The sequence below is a fragment of the Streptomyces tsukubensis genome, from assembly GCF_003932715.1.
Taxonomy (GTDB): Bacteria; Actinomycetota; Actinomycetes; order Streptomycetales; family Streptomycetaceae; genus Streptomyces; species Streptomyces tsukubensis.
Window position 1 is genome coordinate 2287428 of the sequence record NZ_CP020700.1, and the last position, 18645, is coordinate 2306072.

The window sequence follows — 18645 nt, forward strand, 5'->3', positions numbered from 1 at the left end:
GTTTCGCGGGCGAGTCCGCTCGCGTGCCCGGGCCCCGGGGGCGCTCCGGGTTCAAGCGTGGCGGCCGCGGCGCGCCGAGCGCAGGGCGATCCGGGTGCTCGTCCGCTCCGCGCCCGTCTCCCGTTTGATCGTACGGAGCAGCGCGTCCAGCTCCGCCGGGTTCGCCACCCGGGCGCGGACGAGGTAGTCGTACGCGCCCGTGATGTGCACGGCCTCCTCGATGCCCGGCAGGCCCACCACCGCCTGTTCGAAGGCGTCGTTGGTGACGCCGATGCGGAGCGTCAGGTCGATGTAGACGCTGAGCCCGGTACCGGATTCGGCCGCCGGGTCGACGACGGCGGTGAAGCCCGCGATGACGCCGTCGCGGACCAGGCGCCGGACCCGGTCGGCGGCCGCGTTGGCGCTCAGGCCGACCCGTACCCCGAGATCGCGGTAGGAGATCCGCGCATCCGTTCGCAGCACACCGAGAATTTCGCGGTCGAGGGCGTCCATTCCACGATTATCGCAGTGAACACCGGATACCGGCGGCATGAATCGCTTCCCCGCCCGCAGGCTGCCGCCCCATGGACGAACCGATGGAGGCGGGCATGGAGCAGTATCTGACGGCCGCGACGGCGGGGGCGGTGGCGGGGCTGGGGGTCGCGGTGCCGCTGGGCGCGGTGGGGGTGCTCGTCGTCCAGCAGGCGATGCGCGACCGGCGCGCGGGAGCCGCGGCGGGGGCGGCGGTCGCGGTGGTCGACGCGGGGTACGCGGCGCTGGCGACGGCGGTGGGCCCGCTGGTGGCCGCCGCTCTGGCGGGTGTGGAGGCCTGGGTGCGGCTGGTCGCCGCGCTCGTCCTGGCGGCCATCGCCGCCCTGGGGCTGCTGGCGTCCCGGCGGCCCGCCCCGGGCATCCGGGGCACCCCCGGCCCGACCGGCCCGACCGGCCCGACCGGCGCTCCCGGCACGGCCGAAGCAGCGGGTACGGTGCGCGCGGACCCGGCGCGGGTCTTCGTCCGGTTCGCCGCCCTCACCTTCGTCAACCCCACCACCGCCCTCTACTTCGCGGCGCTGACCACCGCCCAGGGCAGCGCGCTGCGCGGCGGCGCAGCCGGTGCGGTCTTCACCTTCGGGGTGTTCGCCGCCTCCCTGCTCTGGCAGCAGACGCTGGTCGCGGCGGGCGGCTTCGCGGGGCCGAGGATCCCGGACCGGGCCCGGGTCTGGACGTTCCGGGCGGGATACGGACTGGTGGCGGGGTACGCGATCACGGTGGCGCTGCCGCTGCCCGCGCTCTGACCCGGCCCCGGCAACCAGGGGGTTTCCCCCGGCCCCCGTACGGAGCATTCCAGCGCGACCCGCCCCCGCCCCCGGCCCTTGACTGGCGGTGTGGAACCCGCCGACAGCAGCCCCTTCGCCGCCTATCGCAACCTCATCATGGCCACGGTGGGGTTCACCCTCACCTTCTGGGCGTGGAACCTCGTCTCGCCGCTGGGCGGCTACTACAAGGACCATCTGCACCTCAGCTCCTTCGAGCAGTCGCTGCTGGTCGCCGTACCCGTCCTGGTGGGGTCCCTGGGGCGGGTCCCGGTGGGCGCGCTCACCGACAGATACGGTGCACGGCGGATGTTCCCGCTGGTCAGCGCGGCCACGATCGTGCCCGTCCTGCTGCTGATCCCGGCGAAGGACTCGTACGGGGCGATGCTGGCGACCGGTTTCCTGCTCGGGCTCGGCGGCACGACGTTCGCGATCGGGGTACCGCTGGTGAACTCGTGGTTCCCGCCCGCCCGGCGGGGGCTGGCGATCGGCATCTTCGGCATGGGCATGGGCGGTGTGGCCCTCTCCGGCTACTTCACCCCGCGGATCGCGAAGCACGGCGAGGACCTCCCCTTCTATGTGGTCGCCGCCGCCCTCGCCGTTTTCGCCGCCCTCGCCGCCGTACTGATCACCGACCGGCCCGACCGGCCCGTGCCCACCGACCCCCTGGGGGTACGGCTGGCGCGGGCCGGCCGGCTCCGGGTGACCTGGGAGCTGTCGGCGCTCTATGCGATCGGCTTCGGCGGAATCGTCGCGTTCGGCGTCTATCTGCCGACGTACCTGCGGACCTGGTACGGGCTCGACCCGACCGAAGCGGGCACCAAGGCGGCCGGTTTCGCCCTGGTGACGGTGGTGTTCCGGCCGCTCGGGGGCTGGCTGTCGGACCGGATCCACCCGGCGTACGTGACCTCCGCCGCCCTCGGTCTGGTCGCGGTCATGGCGATCGTGCAGGCTTTCGACCCGGCGCTGATGCCCGGCGCCACGATCGCGCTCCTGCTGATGGCGGCCGGTCTCGGCGCCGCGTCCGGCAGTGTGTTCGCCCTGGTGGCGCGGGTGACACCGCAGCCCCAGGTGGGCAGTGTCACCGGGATCGTGGGGGCGATGGGCGGCCTCGGCGGCTTTGTCCCGCCCCTGGTGATGGGCGCGATCTACAGTGCGAAGGGGTCGTACTCCATCGGATTCATGCTGCTGTCGGATCTGGCGCTGGCGGGATGCGTGTACGCGTACGGGCGAATGCGTACGGCCGGGACCGCCCCCGCAAAGTCCACGGAGAAGGCCGGGATCAGGGACTGACAGGGGTCCACCGGGCCGGAGGCGGGCGCAAGAATGGGCCGGACGCCCGGCACCGGCTACCGATGGAGGACGACCCGACGTGACGGATCACGCGAGGGACCTGGCGAGGGACCGCACAGCGACGGATGCGGAAGGTACGCCGACGGGCCCGGAAGCGGGCGGCGGCGATCCGCTCGGCAGCCTCCTCCCCGCACTGCGGACCTCCCCCGGGCGCCCCGCCCTGCGCTTCGGGGAGCGCGCGCTGACGTACGGACAGCTCGCGGACACCGCCGGGGCGCTGGCCGCGCGGATCGGCGGCGCGCCCCTGGTGGCCCTGTGGGCAACCCCCACCCTGGAGACCGCGGTCGGCACCGTGGCCGCGCTGCTCGCCGGGGTCCCGGTCGTACCGCTGAATCCGAAGACGGGCGAACGGGAACTGGCCCATATCCTCGCGGACAGCGCTCCGGCGCTGGTGCTGGCGGCGGCCGGGGACGAACTGCCCGCCGCCCTGCGAGCGGTGGAACGGATCGACATCAACGCAACCGCGACCGCGACCGCTCCCACCGGGCCGCTGCCCGTCCCGGCGGGCCCGGAACCGGAGCCCGCCGCTCCGGCGATGATCGTCTACACCTCCGGTACGACCGGCCCGCCCAAGGGCGCCGTACTGCCCCGGCGGGCGATCGCCGCCAGCCTGGACGCGGTGGCCGACGCCTGGGAGTGGACCGGTGACGACGTCCTCGTCCACGGACTGCCGCTGTTCCACGTCCACGGGCTGATCATCGGGGTCCTCGGTCCGCTGCGGCGCGGCGGCGCCCTGCGCCATCTGGGCCGGTTCTCCGTCGACGGGGTGGCCCGTGAGCTGGCGGACGGCGGCACGATGCTGTTCGGCGTGCCGACCATGTACCACCGGCTCGCGGAGTCGCTCGACGTGGACCCCGCTCTGGTGAAGGCGCTGGCGGGGGCCCGGCTGCTGGTGTCGGGATCGGCCGCGCTGCCGCTGCCCGACCACACCCGGATCACCACCGCGACCGGCCGCCGGGTCGTCGAGCGGTACGGCATGACGGAGACGCTGATGAACACCAGCGTCCGGGTCGACGACCCGCGGCCCCGGCCGGGTTCGGTCGGGGTGCCGCTGCCCGGCGTCGAACTGCGGCTGGTCGACGAGGCCGGGGCGGAGGTGGCCGCGTACGACGGCGAGACCATCGGTGAGATCCAGGTCCGCGGCACCAACCTCTTCTCCGGCTATCTCAACCGGCCCGAGGCGACCGCCGCCGCCTTCGACGGCGACTGGTTCCGCACCGGCGACATGGCGGTACGCGACGCGGACGGCGCGGTACGGATCGTCGGCCGCAAGGCCACCGACCTCATCAAGAGCGGCGGCTACAAGATCGGCGCCGGTGAAATCGAGAACGCCCTGCTGGACCATCCCGGGGTGCGGGAAGCGGCGGTGACCGGGGAGCCGGATCCCGATCTCGGCGAACGCGTGGTCGCCTGGATCGTGCCGGCCGACGCCGACCCGGGGGCGCGTCCGTCGCCGGAGGAACTGGAGGCCCATGTCGCCCGGCAGCTCTCCCCGCACAAACGGCCGCGCGAGGTGAGGTTCCTCGACGCACTGCCCCGTAACGACATGGGCAAGATCATGAAGCGGGCGCTGGGCGCACCGGCGGCGGGGAGCTGAACTCCGTACGCCAGCGCCACGGCCCGGAGCCCTCGCCGCCGCTGTCGCCGTTGTCGCTGTTGTCGCTGTTGTCGCCGTGGTCGCTGCGGAGGCGGACGACGGCCGGGGCGCCGATGCCGGGAGCGGCGGGGACGACGGCCTGCCGGTCGTCGCGGCGCGCGAGCAGTTCGCCCCCGGCGGTCAGTTCGTAGCGCAGCCGGAGCGCGCCGGTGCCCCCGGGACCGGCGGTCGCACCGGGCTCGCGGTCGCAGGAGGCCAGGGCCAGAACGCCGTCCGGGCGCCCCGAGTCCAGACAGAGCGCCGGGGCGGCGGCGCTCCGCAGCAGCCCGTCGGTCTCGTACGTCCAGCGCTGGCTGAGCCGTCCGGCGCAGATCTCGGTCACCGCGTCGGCGCCCCGGCGGGCGATGCCGTCGCGGACGTCGAGACAGAGCCCGGACGCGGTGTGGCGCAGCCGGGCGGTGAACGGCGCGGACGGCGGCGCGGGGGCGGTGGCCGCCGGACCGGACGGTGCGGTTCCCGTGGCCGGGGCGGGCGGGCGGGCGGGCCCGGGACTGTGCCGTACTGCCGTCGTCGGCCCAGAGGTCGGAGCCGAGTGCGGTCACCAGCAGAAGCCCGGCCAAGGATGCGGCCGCGACCAGCAGCGCGGTGCCGGAGCGGTACGCCCGGAGCGCCCCGAACGTGTCGGCGGCGAGAGAGGCGAGAGTACGGACGGGTGCGGGGGTACGGCTCCGGGGGCGGCGGCCCGCGCGGGCCCGGTGCCCGGGGGCGCGCCGGGCCGCCCCGGATCCCTCGCCACCGCCGCCACCGTTGCGGGCCGCCGTTCTGCGGCGGGCGGGCCGGGCGTCGAAGTAGGGCCGGGCGGCCCGGCCCAGCAGCGCCTCGGCCAGCAGCAGCCCCAGCCGGTCGCCGGTGTGGTCCAGTTGGTCCGCCGCGAGCCGGCAGTGGGCGCACTGTGCCGCATGGGCCGAAACATCCGGCACGGGCGCGGGCATGGGCGCGCACGTATCGCCGTCCTTCCGGCGGGCAGCGGCGTCGAGCAGCTTGCTGTAGTGGCGGCAGCTGTCGTCCGGGGCCAGTTCCCGGTGGCAGCGGAGTACGGCGGCGCGGAACGTCTCACGGACCGGTTCGCGCCGGGCCGCGGCCGTCCGGGGGTCCACCGCCAGCAGTGCGGCGGGGACGGAGATCCCTTCGCCTTCGGCCTCGGTGTGCCAGATCAGGCACTGGTCGGCGCCGGACAGCAGCTGGAACGCGCGGGCGGTCAGGGTCCGGTCGCCGTCGGCGGTGAACATCGCGGCGGGCACGGCACGGCCGGTCTCGGGGTGGCGAAGCCCGGCCAGTGCGGTGACCTCGGCGTCACGGGCCCAGGCCGCGCCGGTACGGCGGGCGGCGGCCAGCAGCAGCGGGCGGAGCGCGGTCGTCGGCCGTCTCCGGCGCAGTTCGCCGAGGACCGTGTCGAAAGCGGCGGTGGTGAGCAGGAACGCGGCCTTCGGCGAGGGGGTGACGACGGACGCGTAGTCGAAGACGGACTGCCAGTGACGGGCCATCAGCACGGCCACGGGACGGGCGGTCGCCGCCTCGCCGCCCGACCGGAGGGCGTCGGCCAGCGCCTCGTCGGAAGCGGCGGCGGAAAGGGGCGGGGGGTGGGTTCCGGGGGGCGGAGGCTGCATCAGACGTCTTTCCGTCCGGGGGCAGTCGGGGTCCTGCGGCGCCGGAGAGAGGACGGAAGAGAAGGGCGGGGCGGGCGTACGGGCGCGCTGGTCGACGCGCAGGTCGAACGGAACGTCCTGGTCCGGCCGGGAGGGGGCTCACCTTCGCACAATCGTCACGGACGGAACAAGAGTTCCCCATGGGATGGGGATTTGGCCGTTCATCGACAAAGCAAAGAACGCCACTGCTCCTGAACGGAGTCGACCGGATCGGGGGACGGCGGCGGACAGCAGCGGTCGGCGGGCGGGCAGAAGCCTTCCCGTTCGGACACGGTCCGTCCCGGAGGCGGGCTTTCCGCCAACCACGGCGGTGTCACCGGCCGTTCGCCCGGGGTCGGTCCGGCGGGGCGGGCGGCCGCCCGGTCACAGCCGTACCGTCACGACCTCCGTGGCCTTCACGCTCGTCCAGACCTGCTCCCCCTCCGCGAGCCCCAGCTCCGCCGCCGCCTGCGGGGTGATCTCCGCGACCAGGTCCGGCGCGGCGGCGGAGACCACCAGCACCCGCAGCCTGCCGCCGGACGCGGTGATCTCCCGTACCGTCCCCGGCCAGACGTTGCGCGGGCTGCCCGCGGGCCGCTCCCGGTGGACCGCGACGGCCTCGGGGGCGATGACGGCGAGCACCTCGGCCCCGGCCGGCGGCGGTTCGGCCACGACCAGCCGGCCGCCGTCCCGCAGGGTCAGGGACCCGTCGGCCGCTGCGGTGCCCGGCCAGGCGTTGCGGCCCAGCATCCGCGCCACCCAGGGGGAGCGCGGACGGCGGGTGACCTCGGCGGGCGGGGCGTCCTGGAGGGCTTCGCCGCCGTCGAGGACGAGGACGCGGTCTGCGAGCGACAGGGCCTCCACCGGATCGTGGGTGACGATCAGGCAGACCCCGCCGAAGGAGTCGAGATGGCGGCGGAGGAGATGGCGTACCCGGGCCCGGGTGGTCTGGTCGAGCGCGGCCAGCGGCTCGTCGAGCAGCAGCAGCTTCGGCCGGGCGGCGAGCGCCCGGGCGAGCGCCACCCGCTGGGCCTGTCCGCCGGAGAGCTGGGCGGGCCGGTGGTGGGCGAGCCTGCCGACACCGAGCCGGTCCAGCCACTGCCGGGCCTCGCGCCGGGCCTCGGCGCGCGGGACGCCGTGGGCGCGCAGTCCGTAGGCGGTGTTGCCGAGGGCGGTCAGATGCGGGAAGAGGGCGCCGTGCTGCGGAACCCAGGCGACCGCGCGGCGGTGCGGCGGGAGCCCGGTCACATCGTCGCCGCCGAGGCGGAGCGCCGCCCGGGCGCGGGGGGTCAGCCCGAGCAGGGCCCGGAGCAGGGTCGTCTTCCCGGCGCCGTTGGGGCCGACGACGGCGACGGTGGTGCCGGGCGCGGCATCGAGGGCGAGCCGGGTGAATCCGGTGACCTCGGCGTGCAGGGACCACTGCGCTCCGGGGTCCGGGGCCGGGGCGCCGTCCGCGCCTCCCGCTTCCTCTTCCCTGTCGGGTTCGGGGCCGTCCGCGGGCGCCGCCTCGGTACGGTCGGCGCCCGCGCCCCCGGTCCACCGCCCGCGGAGCGCGATCAGTACGGCCATGGCGATCGCGAGCAGCAGCAGTGATACCGAGGTGGCCGCGGCCGGTTCCTCCTGGAGCAGCAGATACACCTGGAGCGGCAGGGTCTGGGTCACCCCCGGCAGATTGCCCGCGAAGGTGATCGTCGCCCCGAACTCCCCGAGCGCCCTGGCCCAGGTGAGCGCGGCGCCCGCGATCAGCCCGGGGGCGGCCATCGGCACGGTGACCGTGAAGAACACCCGGAGGGGGGAGGCGCCGAGGGACGCGGCGGTCTCCTCGTACTCGGGGCGCAGCCCGTTCAGCGCGCCTTCGAGACTGATGACGAGGAACGGCATCGCCACAAAGGTCGCGGCGATCACGGCGCCCGAGGTGTGGAAGGGAAGGGTGATTCCGAAGCTGTCCTCCAGCCAGGGCCCGAGCAGCCCGCGCCGGCCGAAGCCGAGGAGCAGCGCCACACCGCCGACGGTGGGCGGGAGCACCATCGGCAGCATCACCAGGGTGCGGATGAACGCCTTGCCGGGGATGTCGGTCCTGGCCAGCAGCCAGGCCAGGGGCACTCCGAGCAGCAGGGAGAGCGCGAGCGCCCAGCCCGACACCAGGAGGGAGAGCCCGAGGGCCTCGGTCACCCCGGGGCTGGTCAGATGGGTGCCGAGCGCGGCCCATTCGGTCCGGGCGAGGATGCCGATCAGCGGCAGCAGCAGGAAGCCGACGGCGAGGAGAGCGGGCAGGGCGAGGACGACGGGCACCCCGCCGGGACCGGCCCCTCTGCGGGAGCCGGGCCGGGCGGAGCGGGCCGGGCGGGGTTCTCCGGACACGGCCTACGGCTGCTGGAAGCCCGCGCCGCTGAGGATCCGCTGCGCCTCGGGGCCCTTGAGCCACTCAACGAAGGCCGCGGCGGCGTCCGCGTTCTTCGTGGTCTTCAGCGTTGCCGCCGGGTAGGCGGCGACGGCGTTCTGGGCGTCGGGGATCTCGATCGCGTCGACCTTGTCCGCTGCACCGGCCGCGTCCGTCTTGTAGACCAGTCCGGCGTCGGCCTCGCCCAGTTCGACCTTGCTGAGCACGGCCCGGACGTTCGGCTCCTGGGACACCGGCTTCACGGAGAGCTTCTGGGCGTCGAGGACCTGCCGGCTGTAGCGTCCGGCGGGCACCTCGGGCGCGGCGAGCACCACCTTGAGCCCGGGGTCGGTGAGGTCCTTGAGGGCGGCGACCTTCTGCGGATTGCCCTCTTCGACCGCGATGACGAGCCGGTTCCTGGCGATGATCACGGGGGTGCCGGTCTCGCCCTTCAGCCCGTCCATGGTCTTGGTGTCGGCGGTGACCAGGGCATCGGCGGGGGCGCCCTGGCGGACCTGGGCGGCCAGCTCCTGGGAGCCCGCGAAGGAGAAGGTGATCTCGGTGCCGGGGTGGGCCTTCTCGTAGGCGGCTCCGGCGGTCTTGAAGACGTCGGTGAGCGACGCGGCGGCCAGGACGGTCAGCGCGGACTTCGACTGCTTGCCGCCGCCGTCATCGCCACCGTCGCCGTCATCGCCGCCGCAGGCGGTGAGCGGTACGAGGAGGGCCGCCGCGGCCGTCAGGGCGAGGACCGCGCGGCGGGTGCGTGAGGGACCGGTGCTCGGGGAGAGGGACATCCGTCAGGGCTCCTTCAGGGACGGTCGATGTGCACGCTGGTCGACTTCACACGGGCGGTGGCCTGCATTCCGACCTCCAGCCCCAGCTCTTCCACGGCCTCCCGGGTCAGCAGGGAGACCAGACGGTGCGGTCCGGCCTGGATCTCGACCTGGGCGGCGATATCGCCGAGCTTGACCGCGGTGACGATGCCGGGGAAGGCGTTACGGGCCGAGGTGTACGAGGGCTCGCCCTCGGCGTCGTCGCCCTGGCCGAGTTCGACGGCGAAGGCGGCCAGATCCCGGCCGTCGACGAGGCGACGGCCGCTGTCGTCGCGGTGCGTGGTGAACCGGCCCGCGTCGGCCCAGCGGCGGGCGGTGTCGGGGCTCACGCCCAGCAGCTTCGCCGCCTGCCCGATCGTATAGGACTGCATATGCGACAACATATGCGGGCATGGCTTGCATCTACAAGGCGATATCTCTGATCAGCCAGCAGATGCCAGGCGGTCGGGAGGGGGGTGCCCGGGGCGCTTGACCAACCCGGCGGGCGGGCGGAGACTCGGAAGTACGCGCACGACACCGGTGCGCGACAGGCACCCGCACCAGCCCATGAAGGCCCCGGCCAGTCCCCTCCGGCCGGGGCCTTCACCGCGCACGTCAGGCCCCTTCCTCCGGGGCCGGGGCCTCCGCCGGGTAGCGCACCCGGGCCTTGAGCGCCTGCTCCACCGCGTACCTGCTCTCCCCGGAGGCGAGGGCATGGGCGGTGATCGCGGCCTGGACGGCTCCGGCGGTCTCCACCGTGAGCCGCCCCTCCTGGATCTCCCGCCAGGCCCGGGTCTCCAGTGCCACCAATTCATCCGTCAGCTTGATTTCAGCCATGGCCGAAATCATATGCCGCGACGGCCGCCGGGCCCGGATGCCGGGACCGGCACCCCCGGCTCAGGCCGGACGAATCTCCCCCGGGACACCCTCCGCCCGCCGCGCGCCCCGGCGACCACAACACTCCCAACAGCCCCTTTGTGAACTCCTGTCGGCGCGCGGAGGGCGGCAACAAGGGGCGCGTAAAGGAGCATTCGCCGCGGAATTCCCCGTTCCAGCGGCTTCAAACCTCCAACTTTCCCATTTTTCCTGCTCAAATGAACGTAATCTACTGATCAGCCAGATGAGTCAGCGCCATCCGCATCACTGGAGTACCTCCCATGGCAACACCGATGACCGCCGCCCAGTTCGAGGCCGCTCTCCGAGCCGAGGGGGTGAAGGTCGTCGAGGTCGGCAGCTGGCAGAGCCATACCCGTACCGCCGCCGGCCGCCCCTGGGGTCCCGTCCACGGAATCGTGATCCACCACACGGTCACCGAACGCCCCACCGACCCCGTCCGGCTCTGCCGGGACGGCTACAGCGCACTGCCAGGACCGCTCTGCCACGCCGTGATCACCAAGGACGGCGCGGTCCATCTGATCGGCTGGGGCCGCACCAACCACGCGGGCGGCGGCGACCCCCGCGTGCTCGACGTGGTCACGGCCGAGTCCTACGGCGAGCGCCCCCCGGCCCCCACCAAGGGCAACAAGGACGGCATCGACGGCAACCGTCACTTCTACGGCTTCGAGTGCGAGAACCTCGGCGACGGCAAGGACCCCTGGCCGGCCGCGCAGCTGGAGGCCATCGAGCGGGTCTCGGCCGCGCTCTGCCGGGTGCACGGCTGGTCGGCGAAGTCGGTGATCGGCCACCGCGAGTGGTCGAACGACAAGGTGGACCCCAGGGGCTTCACCATGCCGGACCTGCGCGCCCGTATCGCGGACCGCCTCACCGGCCGCCCCACCCCCAAGCCGAAGCCCCCGACGGTCCCCAAGCCCTCCAAGCCGGTGGTCGACCTCTCCCAGCTGATCGCCGCCGCCCGCCGCGACCCCGCCCGCCCCGGCACCCCCGTCAGCTACCCCGGCGTCAAAACCGTGGAGAAGGCCCTGGTCAAGGAGGGCCTGCTGACCGCGGGCCTGGCCGACGGCCACTACGGCACCGCCACCAAGGACGCCTACGCGGCCTGGCAGCGCCGCCTCGGCTACACGGGCGGAGCCGCGGACGGCATCCCGGGCCAGGCCTCCCTGAAGAAACTCGCCACGAAGCACGGCTTCACCGTGACCCCTTGACCCACCGGCCCGGTGCGACGCCCACGGTCACTCCCGGGCGTCGCGCTGGTCCACTTCCTTCAGTACGGAGGCGACCGTCACGAAGTCGCTGTCCACATGGAGCACGGTGTGCCCGTGGTGGACCGCGGTCGCCCACACCCACGAGATCGACGGCTCCCGCGGAACGATGGTGCCCGAGCTGGGTCGGCTTGTACTGGGCGGAATCCACCCGGCGCCAGGCCCCTTTCGGCACGGGCGCCGTCGCGCACAACGCAGCCGACGACACGGTCAACACCGCACTACGGGAGATCGCAGAAAGCCTCCGGCGCCTGCGCGCCCCACGCGAACGGCGGGATTCACCGGCCGTGCCGAACACGGTCACGACCTACCCGTGAGCCGCTCGCGTCCCGCACGTCACAGAGTCGCGGCCTGCTCCTCCAGGAGGGCCACGTCGGGGTGGGTGCTGTAGGGGCGCAGGGCCTGCCGCATGGTGGTGAGGGAGGCGGCGGCGCGGGCCGAGCGCAGTCCGGGGTAGTCGATCAGGAAGCGCTTCCAGGTGGTGAGGGACTCTTCGAGGTTTCCCTGGAGGAGTTGTGACTCGGCCAGGAGGGCGACGGTCAGGGCTCGGGCGCGGCGGGCCTGGGGGGCTCGGGCGCGCAGGGAGGAGCGGAAGGCCCGGTCGGCCGCCGCATGGTCCTTGAGCGCGGTCAGTGTGCGGGCCCCTTGGAAGTGGAGGGCTGCGGTCGGGTAGCTGCCGAAGGGGTCTGCGGGGTTCTGCTCCGCCTTGCTGTGGAGGACCTCTGCGTTGTGCAGGGCGAGAAGGGCATGGGAGCGGTTCCGGGCCCGTGCGTGGGCGAGGGCGAGTTGGGACTGGATGAAGGACTGGGTCAGGGTCGAGGAGTGGCGGGTGGCGGTGGCGGCGGCCTGTTCGGTCAGGGCGAGTGCGGGCTGCTGGTGTCCGAGGTCCAGCGCGTGGGCGGCGAGGGCTCGCAGGGCGATGGTGTAGGTGTTGGGGGCCTCGGCTTCGGCGGCGAGGTGGGCGGCGGTGCGGTGGTAGTGCTGGGCCAGGGCATGGGCGTGGACGTCGGCACACATGTTGCCCAGGAGAAATGGTGAGCTGGGCGGTGTGGGCGAGGAGTTGCCGGTGTACATGGTCGCTGGCGCCGGCGAGGAGCCAGGTGGTGGCGTCGTCGGCGAGGTAGGTGGTCAGCGCGGTGCGGGCGTGTCCGCCGCCGAACGTCCCGGTGGAGGAGGCAAAGACGGCGATCATGCCCTTCAGTGCCTCCACTTCCGCATGGCCGACGCGGCGTCCGGCCATGGCGCCGGCGCGGCGGGCTGCGGTGTGTAAGGGCAGCTCCTGCCAGTCGGGGACCGCCAGCGCGGCGTGGCTGTAGACGTCCGTGCCGAAGACACTTCCCAGCCCGGGGGCGAGTTGGCCGTGGGTGAGTTTGGCCAGACGCCGTACGGGGTCGGCCTCCCACGACCAGTCCGGTGTGTACGCGGGTGCCCGGGTCAGTCCGGCTTCGGCGGCGGTCAGTGGCCTGCCCAGACGCCGGGAGAGCGCCTCCAGGATGCAGGCGGGCGCGGGCGGGCGCGGATGTGTGCCGGAGAGCCAGCGGGTCGCGGTGGAGCGGTGCACGATCAGGCTGTGACCCTGTTCGGACGCCACCGATGAGACGGCGTGGGCAAGCTGGGTCGCGTTCCAGGCCGCCTCGTTGAGCAGCTGCGCGAGCCGTGCGTTGGGTCGCTGAGAGGACACTTCCTCACCCGTTTCTCAGCTCTGGTCGAGGTGATGGGGATACGGCGCCGATTCACAAGGGCGCATGGATGCAACAGGAACAGCACATTCGTACGCCGGTACCCCTGCACTAAACGGGAGTTCGATGGGTGTACTGAAGCTGGGGTACCCGCCCGGACGGGTCGCTCAATCCCCGTGCGGCGCTGCGGGCGGCCCCTGTTCACACGTCGGTTCCGCTCGGCAGCGAGCGCCTCCCGACAGCGTTCCCCCCACCGATAGCGAGGGACAGGCATGTCGCATTCTTCCGTGCGCCGGCACCCGGCCACCACCCCCGGGACGGCACTCCCGGCCGGCCATGTGCTGGTGGCCGAGTCGCTGGTGTGGCCCGACGGGCACATGGTGGCCTGTGCTGCGGCGCCGATGGTCGCGGGGACACTCGCCGCCGCCGGCCATCCGGTGGTCACGGGCGCGGTCCGCCTGCTGGAAGAAGGCTCGGGCAGCCCTTTCCATGCCGCGGTCGCCGGCCCGGCCCCGAGTGCACGCCCGGACGGGAAGGCCGCCCGCACGGAGGGCTCCGGTGACGTGGCCGTGATGGCGACGGCCTCGGACCCGGGCCTGCGCGCGACGGCCGAGGCCGCTGTCGCCTCCTGGGCACGTGTCATGAGGCCCAGGACGGTGCTGCTGGCGTCTCCGCGGTCGTTCTGCGCCGGGGTGGAGCGGGCCATCGAGGTCGTCGAGGCCCTCCTGGACCGGCAGCAGACTTCCGGCGGGCGGCCGGTGTTCGTACGGAAGCAGATCGTCCACAACACCCACGTCATTGCCGGCCTGGCGCGGCGGGGCGCGGTGTTCGTGGAGGAACTGGACGAGATTCCCGCCGGTTCCCTGGTGGTGTTCTCCGCGCACGGTGTCTCCCCGCAGGTCCGCGCGGAAGCGGAGCGCAGGAACCTGGAGGTGGTGGACGCGACGTGTCCGCTGGTGACGAAGGTCCACGCGGAGGCGCGCCGGTTCGCCGAGCGCGGCAGCAGCATCGTCCTGATCGGGCACGCCGGACACGAGGAGGTCGAGGGCACCTACGGCGAGGCCCCCGACGCCACCGTGGTCGTCGGCGGCCCGCAGGACATCGCCGCCCTGGACCTGCCGGACCCGTCGAACATCACCTACCTGACGCAGACGACGCTTGCCGTGGACGAGACGCGGGAGACGATCGCCGCGCTCAAGGAACGATTCCCCCAGGCGCGCGGTCCGGGCTCCGAGGACATCTGCTACGCCACCACCAACCGCCAGCACGCCCTGGAAGCCGTCACCGCGGAGGCGGATCTGGTCCTGGTCCTGGGATCGGACAACTCCTCCAACTCGGTACGGCTCGTGGAGCTGGCCCGCAAAGCGGGCACCCCGGCCCACCTGATCGAGGACCCCTCCCGCATCCGGCCGGACTGGCTGCGCGACACGGCCACGGTCGGACTCAGCGCCGGGGCGTCGGCCCCGCCCGCCCTGGTCCAGGAGACCCTCGCGGCGCTGGCCGGGCTGGGGCCGCTCACCGTTCAGGAACGGATCACCACGACCGAGGACACCTACTTCGCGCCACCCGCCGCAGTGAGGAAGAACCGATGAGTACCAGCGTCTCCGACACCCGATTCCCGCTGCTGGAGAAGATCGCCACCCCAGCCGCCCTGAAGGCCCTGCCCCGGGATCAACTGGACGAACTGGCCGCCGAGATCAGGGCGTTCCTGGTCGAGCAGGTGTGCGCGACGGGCGGTCATCTGGGACCGAACCTGGGGGTGGTGGAGCTGACCCTGGCGCTCCACCGGGTCTTCGACTCCCCCAGGGACGCGATCGTCTTCGACACCGGACACCAGGCGTACGTACACAAGCTGCTGACCGGCCGCCTCCAGGATTTCCGGTCGCTGCGGCAGCCCGGCGGCCTGTCGGGCTACCCGTCGCGGTCCGAGTCGCCCCACGATCTGGTGGAGAACTCCCACGCCTCCACCGCCCTCTCCTACGCCGACGGCCTCGCGAAGGCACGGGCCATCAGCGGTGAGCACGACCGTTCGGTGGTGGCCGTCATCGGCGACGGCGCCCTCACGGGCGGACTGGCCTGGGAGGGCCTGAACAATCTCGGCGGCGCCCCGGAGCGCCCGGTGATCGTGGTCCTCAACGACAACGGCCGCTCCTACGACCCCACCACCGGCGCCTTCGCCGCCCATCTGAGCGCACTCAAACGCCAGGGCACCGGGACCGCGGAACACCAGGGACAGCGGAATGTGCTCACCGATCTCGGGCTCGGCTACCTCGGTCCCGTCGACGGCCACGACACACGTGCCGTGGAGGATGCGCTGCGCCGGGCCCGGGCCCTCGCCGGTCCGGTTGTCGTGCACGTGGTGACCGTCAAGGGCCGGGGGTACGCCCCCGCGGAGGCGGACGAGGCGGACTGCCTGCACGCGGTCGGTGTCGTCGATCCGTCCACCGGTCGTCCCGCCCCGGCAGAGGGGGGCTCGGGGCGGTCCTGGACGAGCGTGTTCGCGGACGAGCTGGTGTCGGTGGCCGCCGGGCACCCGGAGGTGGTGGCCATCACCGCGTCGATGCTGCGGCCGACCGGCCTGCACCTGATGCGGGAGAAGTTCCCGGACCGCGTCTTCGACGTCGGGATAGCCGAACAGCACGCCGTGACGTCGGCGGCCGGGCTCGCCATGGCCGGCCTGCACCCGGTAGTCGCCCTCTACGCCACCTTCCTGAACCGCGCGTTCGACCAGGTCCTGATGGATGTCGCCCTGCACGGTCTGCCGGTGACCTTCGTCCTGGACCGGGCCGGCATCACCGGCCCCGACGGCTCCTCGCACCACGGGATGTGGGATCTGGCCCTCCTGGGCACCGTCCCCGGCCTGCGGGTGGCCGTCCCGCGCGGCGCCGCACAGCTGCGGGAACTCCTCACCGAGGCGGTCACCGAAAGCTCCGGACCCACCGCCCTGCGCTTCCCGAAAGGCGCCGCCGGGGACGATATCGAGGCGTTGGAACGGCACGGCCCCGTCGACGTCCTGTTCCGCTCGGCCGTCCGGGACGTCCTGCTCGTCGCCACCGGCCCACTTGCCACAGCGGCCGTCGAAGCCGCCGCGCATCTCGACCACCGGGGCATCGGGTGCACCGTCGCAGACCCCCGCTGGGCCCTGCCCGTCCCCCACGAACTCGTCGAACTCGCCGCCCGGCACCGCCTGGTGATCACCGTCGAGGACGGTGTCCGCTCCGGCGGCCTGGGAACCGCGGTCGCCCAAGCCGTCACCGACACCGGGAGCACCGTCCCCACCCGCGCCCTGGGCCTGCCCCACCGCTTCCTCCCCCACGCCACCCGCAACGGCCTCCTCGGCGCGGCAGGCCTCGACAGCCGGGGCATCGTCTACGCCGTACTCCGCGCCCGCGCCGGGCTTCCGTACCACTCCAAGCACCCCGTGGAGCCACGATGACCACCGACCTCGGCCTGCCCTCCCTCCCCCGCACCCCGGCGCGCCGCCCCACCCGCCAACTCCACGTCGGGAAAGTCCCGGTGGGTGGAGGCGCGCCGGTCTCCGTACAGACCATGACCACCACCCTCACCGCCGATGTCGACGCCACCCTCCAGCAGATCGCGGAAGTCACCGCCGCCGGATGCGACATCATCCGTGTGGCGGTCCCGTCCCAGGACGACGCCGACGCCCTCCCGGCGATCGTCGCGAAGTCGAAGCTGCCGGTGATCGCGGACATTCACTTCCAGCCCCGCTACGTCTTCGCCGCCCTCGACGCCGGCTGCGCCGCGGTGCGGGTGAACCCGGGGAACATCCGCAAGTTCGACGACCGGGTCGGGGAGATCGCGAAGGCCGCCGCGGCGGCCGGGGTACCGATCCGGATCGGGGTCAACGCCGGTTCCCTCGACCCCCGCCTGCTCGCCAAGTACGGCAGGGCGACCCCCGAGGCCCTGGTGGAATCCGCCCTGTGGGAGTGCTCCCTCTTCGAGGAGCACGGCTTCCAGGACCTGAAGATCGCGGTCAAGCACCACGACCCGGCCACGATGATCGCCGCGAACCGGCTCCTCGCCGCCGCCTGCGACTACCCGCTCCACCTCGGCGTCACCGAAGCCGGCCCCGCCTTCCAGGGCGCCATCAAATCCGCCGTCGCCTTCGGGATCCTCCTCGGCGAAGGCATCGGCGACACCATCCGCGTCTCCCTGTCCGCCCCGCCCGTCGAACAGGTCAAGGCGGGCTGCCACATCCTGTCCTCCCTCGGACTGCGCCCCCGCAAACTGGAGATCGTCTCCTGCCCCGGCTGCGGACGCCTCCAGGTCGACATCCACCGCCTCGCCGGCCAGGTCGAAGCCGCCTTCGACGGCTTCCCCCACGCCCTGCGCATCGCGGTCATGGGCTGCGTCGTCAACGGCCCCGGCGAAGCCCGCGAAGCCGACCTCGGCGTCTCCTGCGGCAACGGCAAAGGCCAGATCTTCCGCAAAGGCCACATCATCCGCACCGTCCCCGAACACAAGATCGTCGAGACCCTCCTCGACGAGGCCCTGCGCCTCACCGACGCACCTGCTCCCCAGGACACCCCGGCACCGGCGGAGGACTTCTCATGACCACCACAGCCCCGGCCGAGCCCTACGGTGCCGACTCGGATCAGACCCGGGCCGAGGTCGACTCCGCCCTCGGCGCCTTCCTCGCCGACAAAGCCCGCGCCGCGGCCGGACAGCGTATGCCCGGGGAAGTGACCGCACTCCTGGCGGACTTCCTGGCCGCCGGCGGCAAACGCATCCGTCCCCTGCTCTGCCTGACCGGCTGGCACGTCGCCGGGGGGCGGGGCCATCCCCTCCCTGTCGTCAGGGCCGCTGCCGGCCTGGAGATGTTCCACGCCTTCTGCCTGATCCACGACGACGTCATGGACCGCTCCGACACCCGCCGCGGCCGCCCCACCCTCCACCGCACCCTCGCCGCCCGTCACGCTGCCGGCCGCACGGTCACCGCCGCCCAGCGGCTCGGTGCCGGCACCGCCGTGCTCATCGGCGACCTCGCCCTCACCTGGGCCGACGAACTCCTCCACACCGCCGGCCTCAGCCACAAGCAGCTCACCGACGTCCTGCCCCTGCTGCACGCCATGCGCACCGAGGTCATGTACGGCCAGTACCTCGACGTCACCGCCACCGGCACCCCCACCGCCGACGTCGGCCGGGCACTGGCGATCTGCCGCTACAAGACCGCCAAATACACCATCGAACGCCCCCTGCACATCGGCGCCGCCCTCGCCGGCGCCGAACAGACCCTGCTCGACTCCCTGTCCGCATTCGCCATTCCCCTGGGCGAAGCCTTCCAGCTCCGCGACGACCTCCTCGGCGTCTTCGGCGACACCGCCCACACCGGCAAACCCGCACTCGACGACCTGCGCGAAGGCAAAGCCACCGTCCTCTTCGCCCTCGCCCTGCGCCACGCCACCCGCACCCAGGCCAACCGGCTCCGCCCCCTCCTCGGCCACCGCGACCTCACACACGACCAGGCCGCCACGGCCCGCGACATCATCACCGCGACCGGCGCCGTCCACCACGTCGAGACCATGATCACCGAACGCTACGCACAGGCCCTCCACCACCTCCGGACCGCGCCACTGGAACCGGCATCCATCCGCCTGCTCCACGACTTCGCGGACACCGCCGTCCGGAGAACCGCATAACCACGAGCCCCGACAGCGCATGACCTCG

General features: G+C 73.2%; 15 protein-coding genes and 1 pseudogene. 8 read left to right on the plus strand and 8 right to left on the minus strand.

Going from position 1 to position 18645, the window contains the following annotated elements; translation table 11 throughout:
* Positions 1-51 precede the first annotated feature (51 nt).
* Positions 52-492, minus strand: coding sequence for an Lrp/AsnC family transcriptional regulator (locus B7R87_RS08580; RefSeq protein WP_006349446.1), 441 nt, complete (start codon positions 490-492; stop codon positions 52-54).
* 71 nt (positions 493-563) lie between these two features.
* Here B7R87_RS08580 and B7R87_RS08585 point away from each other — a divergent pair, with 71 nt between their 5' ends.
* The 3 genes from B7R87_RS08585 (at position 564) to B7R87_RS08595 (ending at position 4242) form a co-directional block, all read left to right on the plus strand.
* A complete protein-coding gene (locus tag B7R87_RS08585) occupies positions 564-1274 on the plus strand; it encodes a LysE family transporter (protein WP_130584593.1) in 711 nt (236 codons plus the stop codon).
* 138 nt (positions 1275-1412) lie between these two features.
* A complete protein-coding gene (locus B7R87_RS08590) occupies positions 1413-2585 on the plus strand; it encodes a nitrate/nitrite transporter (protein ID WP_045853098.1) in 1173 nt (390 codons plus the stop codon).
* Positions 2586-2778: 193 nt separating this feature from the next.
* The gene (locus B7R87_RS08595; protein ID WP_040916392.1) at positions 2779-4242 is read left to right on the plus strand and encodes an acyl-CoA synthetase; all 1464 of its coding nucleotides are present in this window, start codon (positions 2779-2781) and stop codon (positions 4240-4242) included.
* Here the strand turns inward: B7R87_RS08595 and B7R87_RS08600 are convergent.
* The 5 genes from B7R87_RS08600 to B7R87_RS08620 form a co-directional block, all read right to left on the minus strand.
* Complete coding sequence (locus tag B7R87_RS08600) at positions 4202-4693, minus strand: ricin-type beta-trefoil lectin domain protein (RefSeq protein ID WP_130584594.1); 492 nt, start codon at positions 4691-4693, stop codon at positions 4202-4204. The two genes, B7R87_RS08595 and B7R87_RS08600, sit on opposite strands and share 41 nt — an antisense overlap.
* Before the next feature lie 1618 nt (positions 4694-6311).
* Positions 6312-8219, minus strand: a complete 1908-nt coding sequence (locus B7R87_RS08605; protein WP_130584666.1) for an ABC transporter permease — start codon at positions 8217-8219, stop codon at positions 6312-6314.
* Between the two features lie 72 nt (positions 8220-8291).
* Positions 8292-9101 (minus strand): molybdate ABC transporter substrate-binding protein, encoded by an 810-nt coding sequence (gene modA / locus B7R87_RS08610; RefSeq protein ID WP_006349438.1) that lies wholly within the window; start codon positions 9099-9101, stop codon positions 8292-8294.
* Positions 9102-9115: 14 nt separating this feature from the next.
* Positions 9116-9511, minus strand: a complete 396-nt coding sequence (locus B7R87_RS08615; protein ID WP_006349437.1) for a TOBE domain-containing protein — start codon at positions 9509-9511, stop codon at positions 9116-9118.
* A 223-nt stretch (positions 9512-9734) separates the two neighbouring features.
* The gene (locus B7R87_RS08620; RefSeq protein WP_040916386.1) at positions 9735-9956 is read right to left on the minus strand and encodes a hypothetical protein; all 222 of its coding nucleotides are present in this window, start codon (positions 9954-9956) and stop codon (positions 9735-9737) included.
* Between the two features lie 320 nt (positions 9957-10276).
* On the opposite strand from B7R87_RS08620, the gene B7R87_RS08625 reads away from it, so the two are divergent.
* On the plus strand, positions 10277-11221 hold the full coding sequence (locus tag B7R87_RS08625; protein ID WP_040916384.1) for an N-acetylmuramoyl-L-alanine amidase: 945 nt from the start codon (positions 10277-10279) through the stop codon (positions 11219-11221).
* A gap of 27 nt (positions 11222-11248) precedes the next feature.
* Here the strand turns inward: B7R87_RS08625 and B7R87_RS08630 are convergent.
* Positions 11249-11474: pseudogene (locus B7R87_RS08630) on the minus strand (VapC toxin family PIN domain ribonuclease); the annotation flags it as partial.
* Positions 11475-11614: 140 nt separating this feature from the next.
* Positions 11615-12295, minus strand: a complete 681-nt coding sequence (locus B7R87_RS08635; protein WP_006349432.1) for a hypothetical protein — start codon at positions 12293-12295, stop codon at positions 11615-11617.
* A gap of 934 nt (positions 12296-13229) precedes the next feature.
* On the opposite strand from B7R87_RS08635, the gene ispH reads away from it, so the two are divergent.
* The 4 genes from ispH to B7R87_RS08655 are packed head-to-tail and all read left to right on the plus strand — an operon-like array spanning position 13230 to position 18617.
* The gene (ispH, locus tag B7R87_RS08640) at positions 13230-14549 is read left to right on the plus strand and encodes a 4-hydroxy-3-methylbut-2-enyl diphosphate reductase (protein WP_040916382.1); all 1320 of its coding nucleotides are present in this window, start codon (positions 13230-13232) and stop codon (positions 14547-14549) included.
* A complete protein-coding gene (locus B7R87_RS08645) occupies positions 14546-16393 on the plus strand; it encodes a 1-deoxy-D-xylulose-5-phosphate synthase (protein WP_006349430.1) in 1848 nt (615 codons plus the stop codon). Before ispH ends, B7R87_RS08645 begins: the two co-directional genes overlap by 4 nt.
* Complete coding sequence (ispG, locus tag B7R87_RS08650; RefSeq protein WP_006349429.1) at positions 16390-17532, plus strand: flavodoxin-dependent (E)-4-hydroxy-3-methylbut-2-enyl-diphosphate synthase; 1143 nt, start codon at positions 16390-16392, stop codon at positions 17530-17532. Before B7R87_RS08645 ends, ispG begins: the two co-directional genes overlap by 4 nt.
* On the plus strand, positions 17529-18617 hold the full coding sequence (locus tag B7R87_RS08655) for a polyprenyl synthetase family protein (RefSeq protein WP_006349428.1): 1089 nt from the start codon (positions 17529-17531) through the stop codon (positions 18615-18617). The genes ispG and B7R87_RS08655 overlap by 4 nt, the downstream gene beginning before the upstream one ends.
* Positions 18618-18645 lie beyond the last annotated feature (28 nt).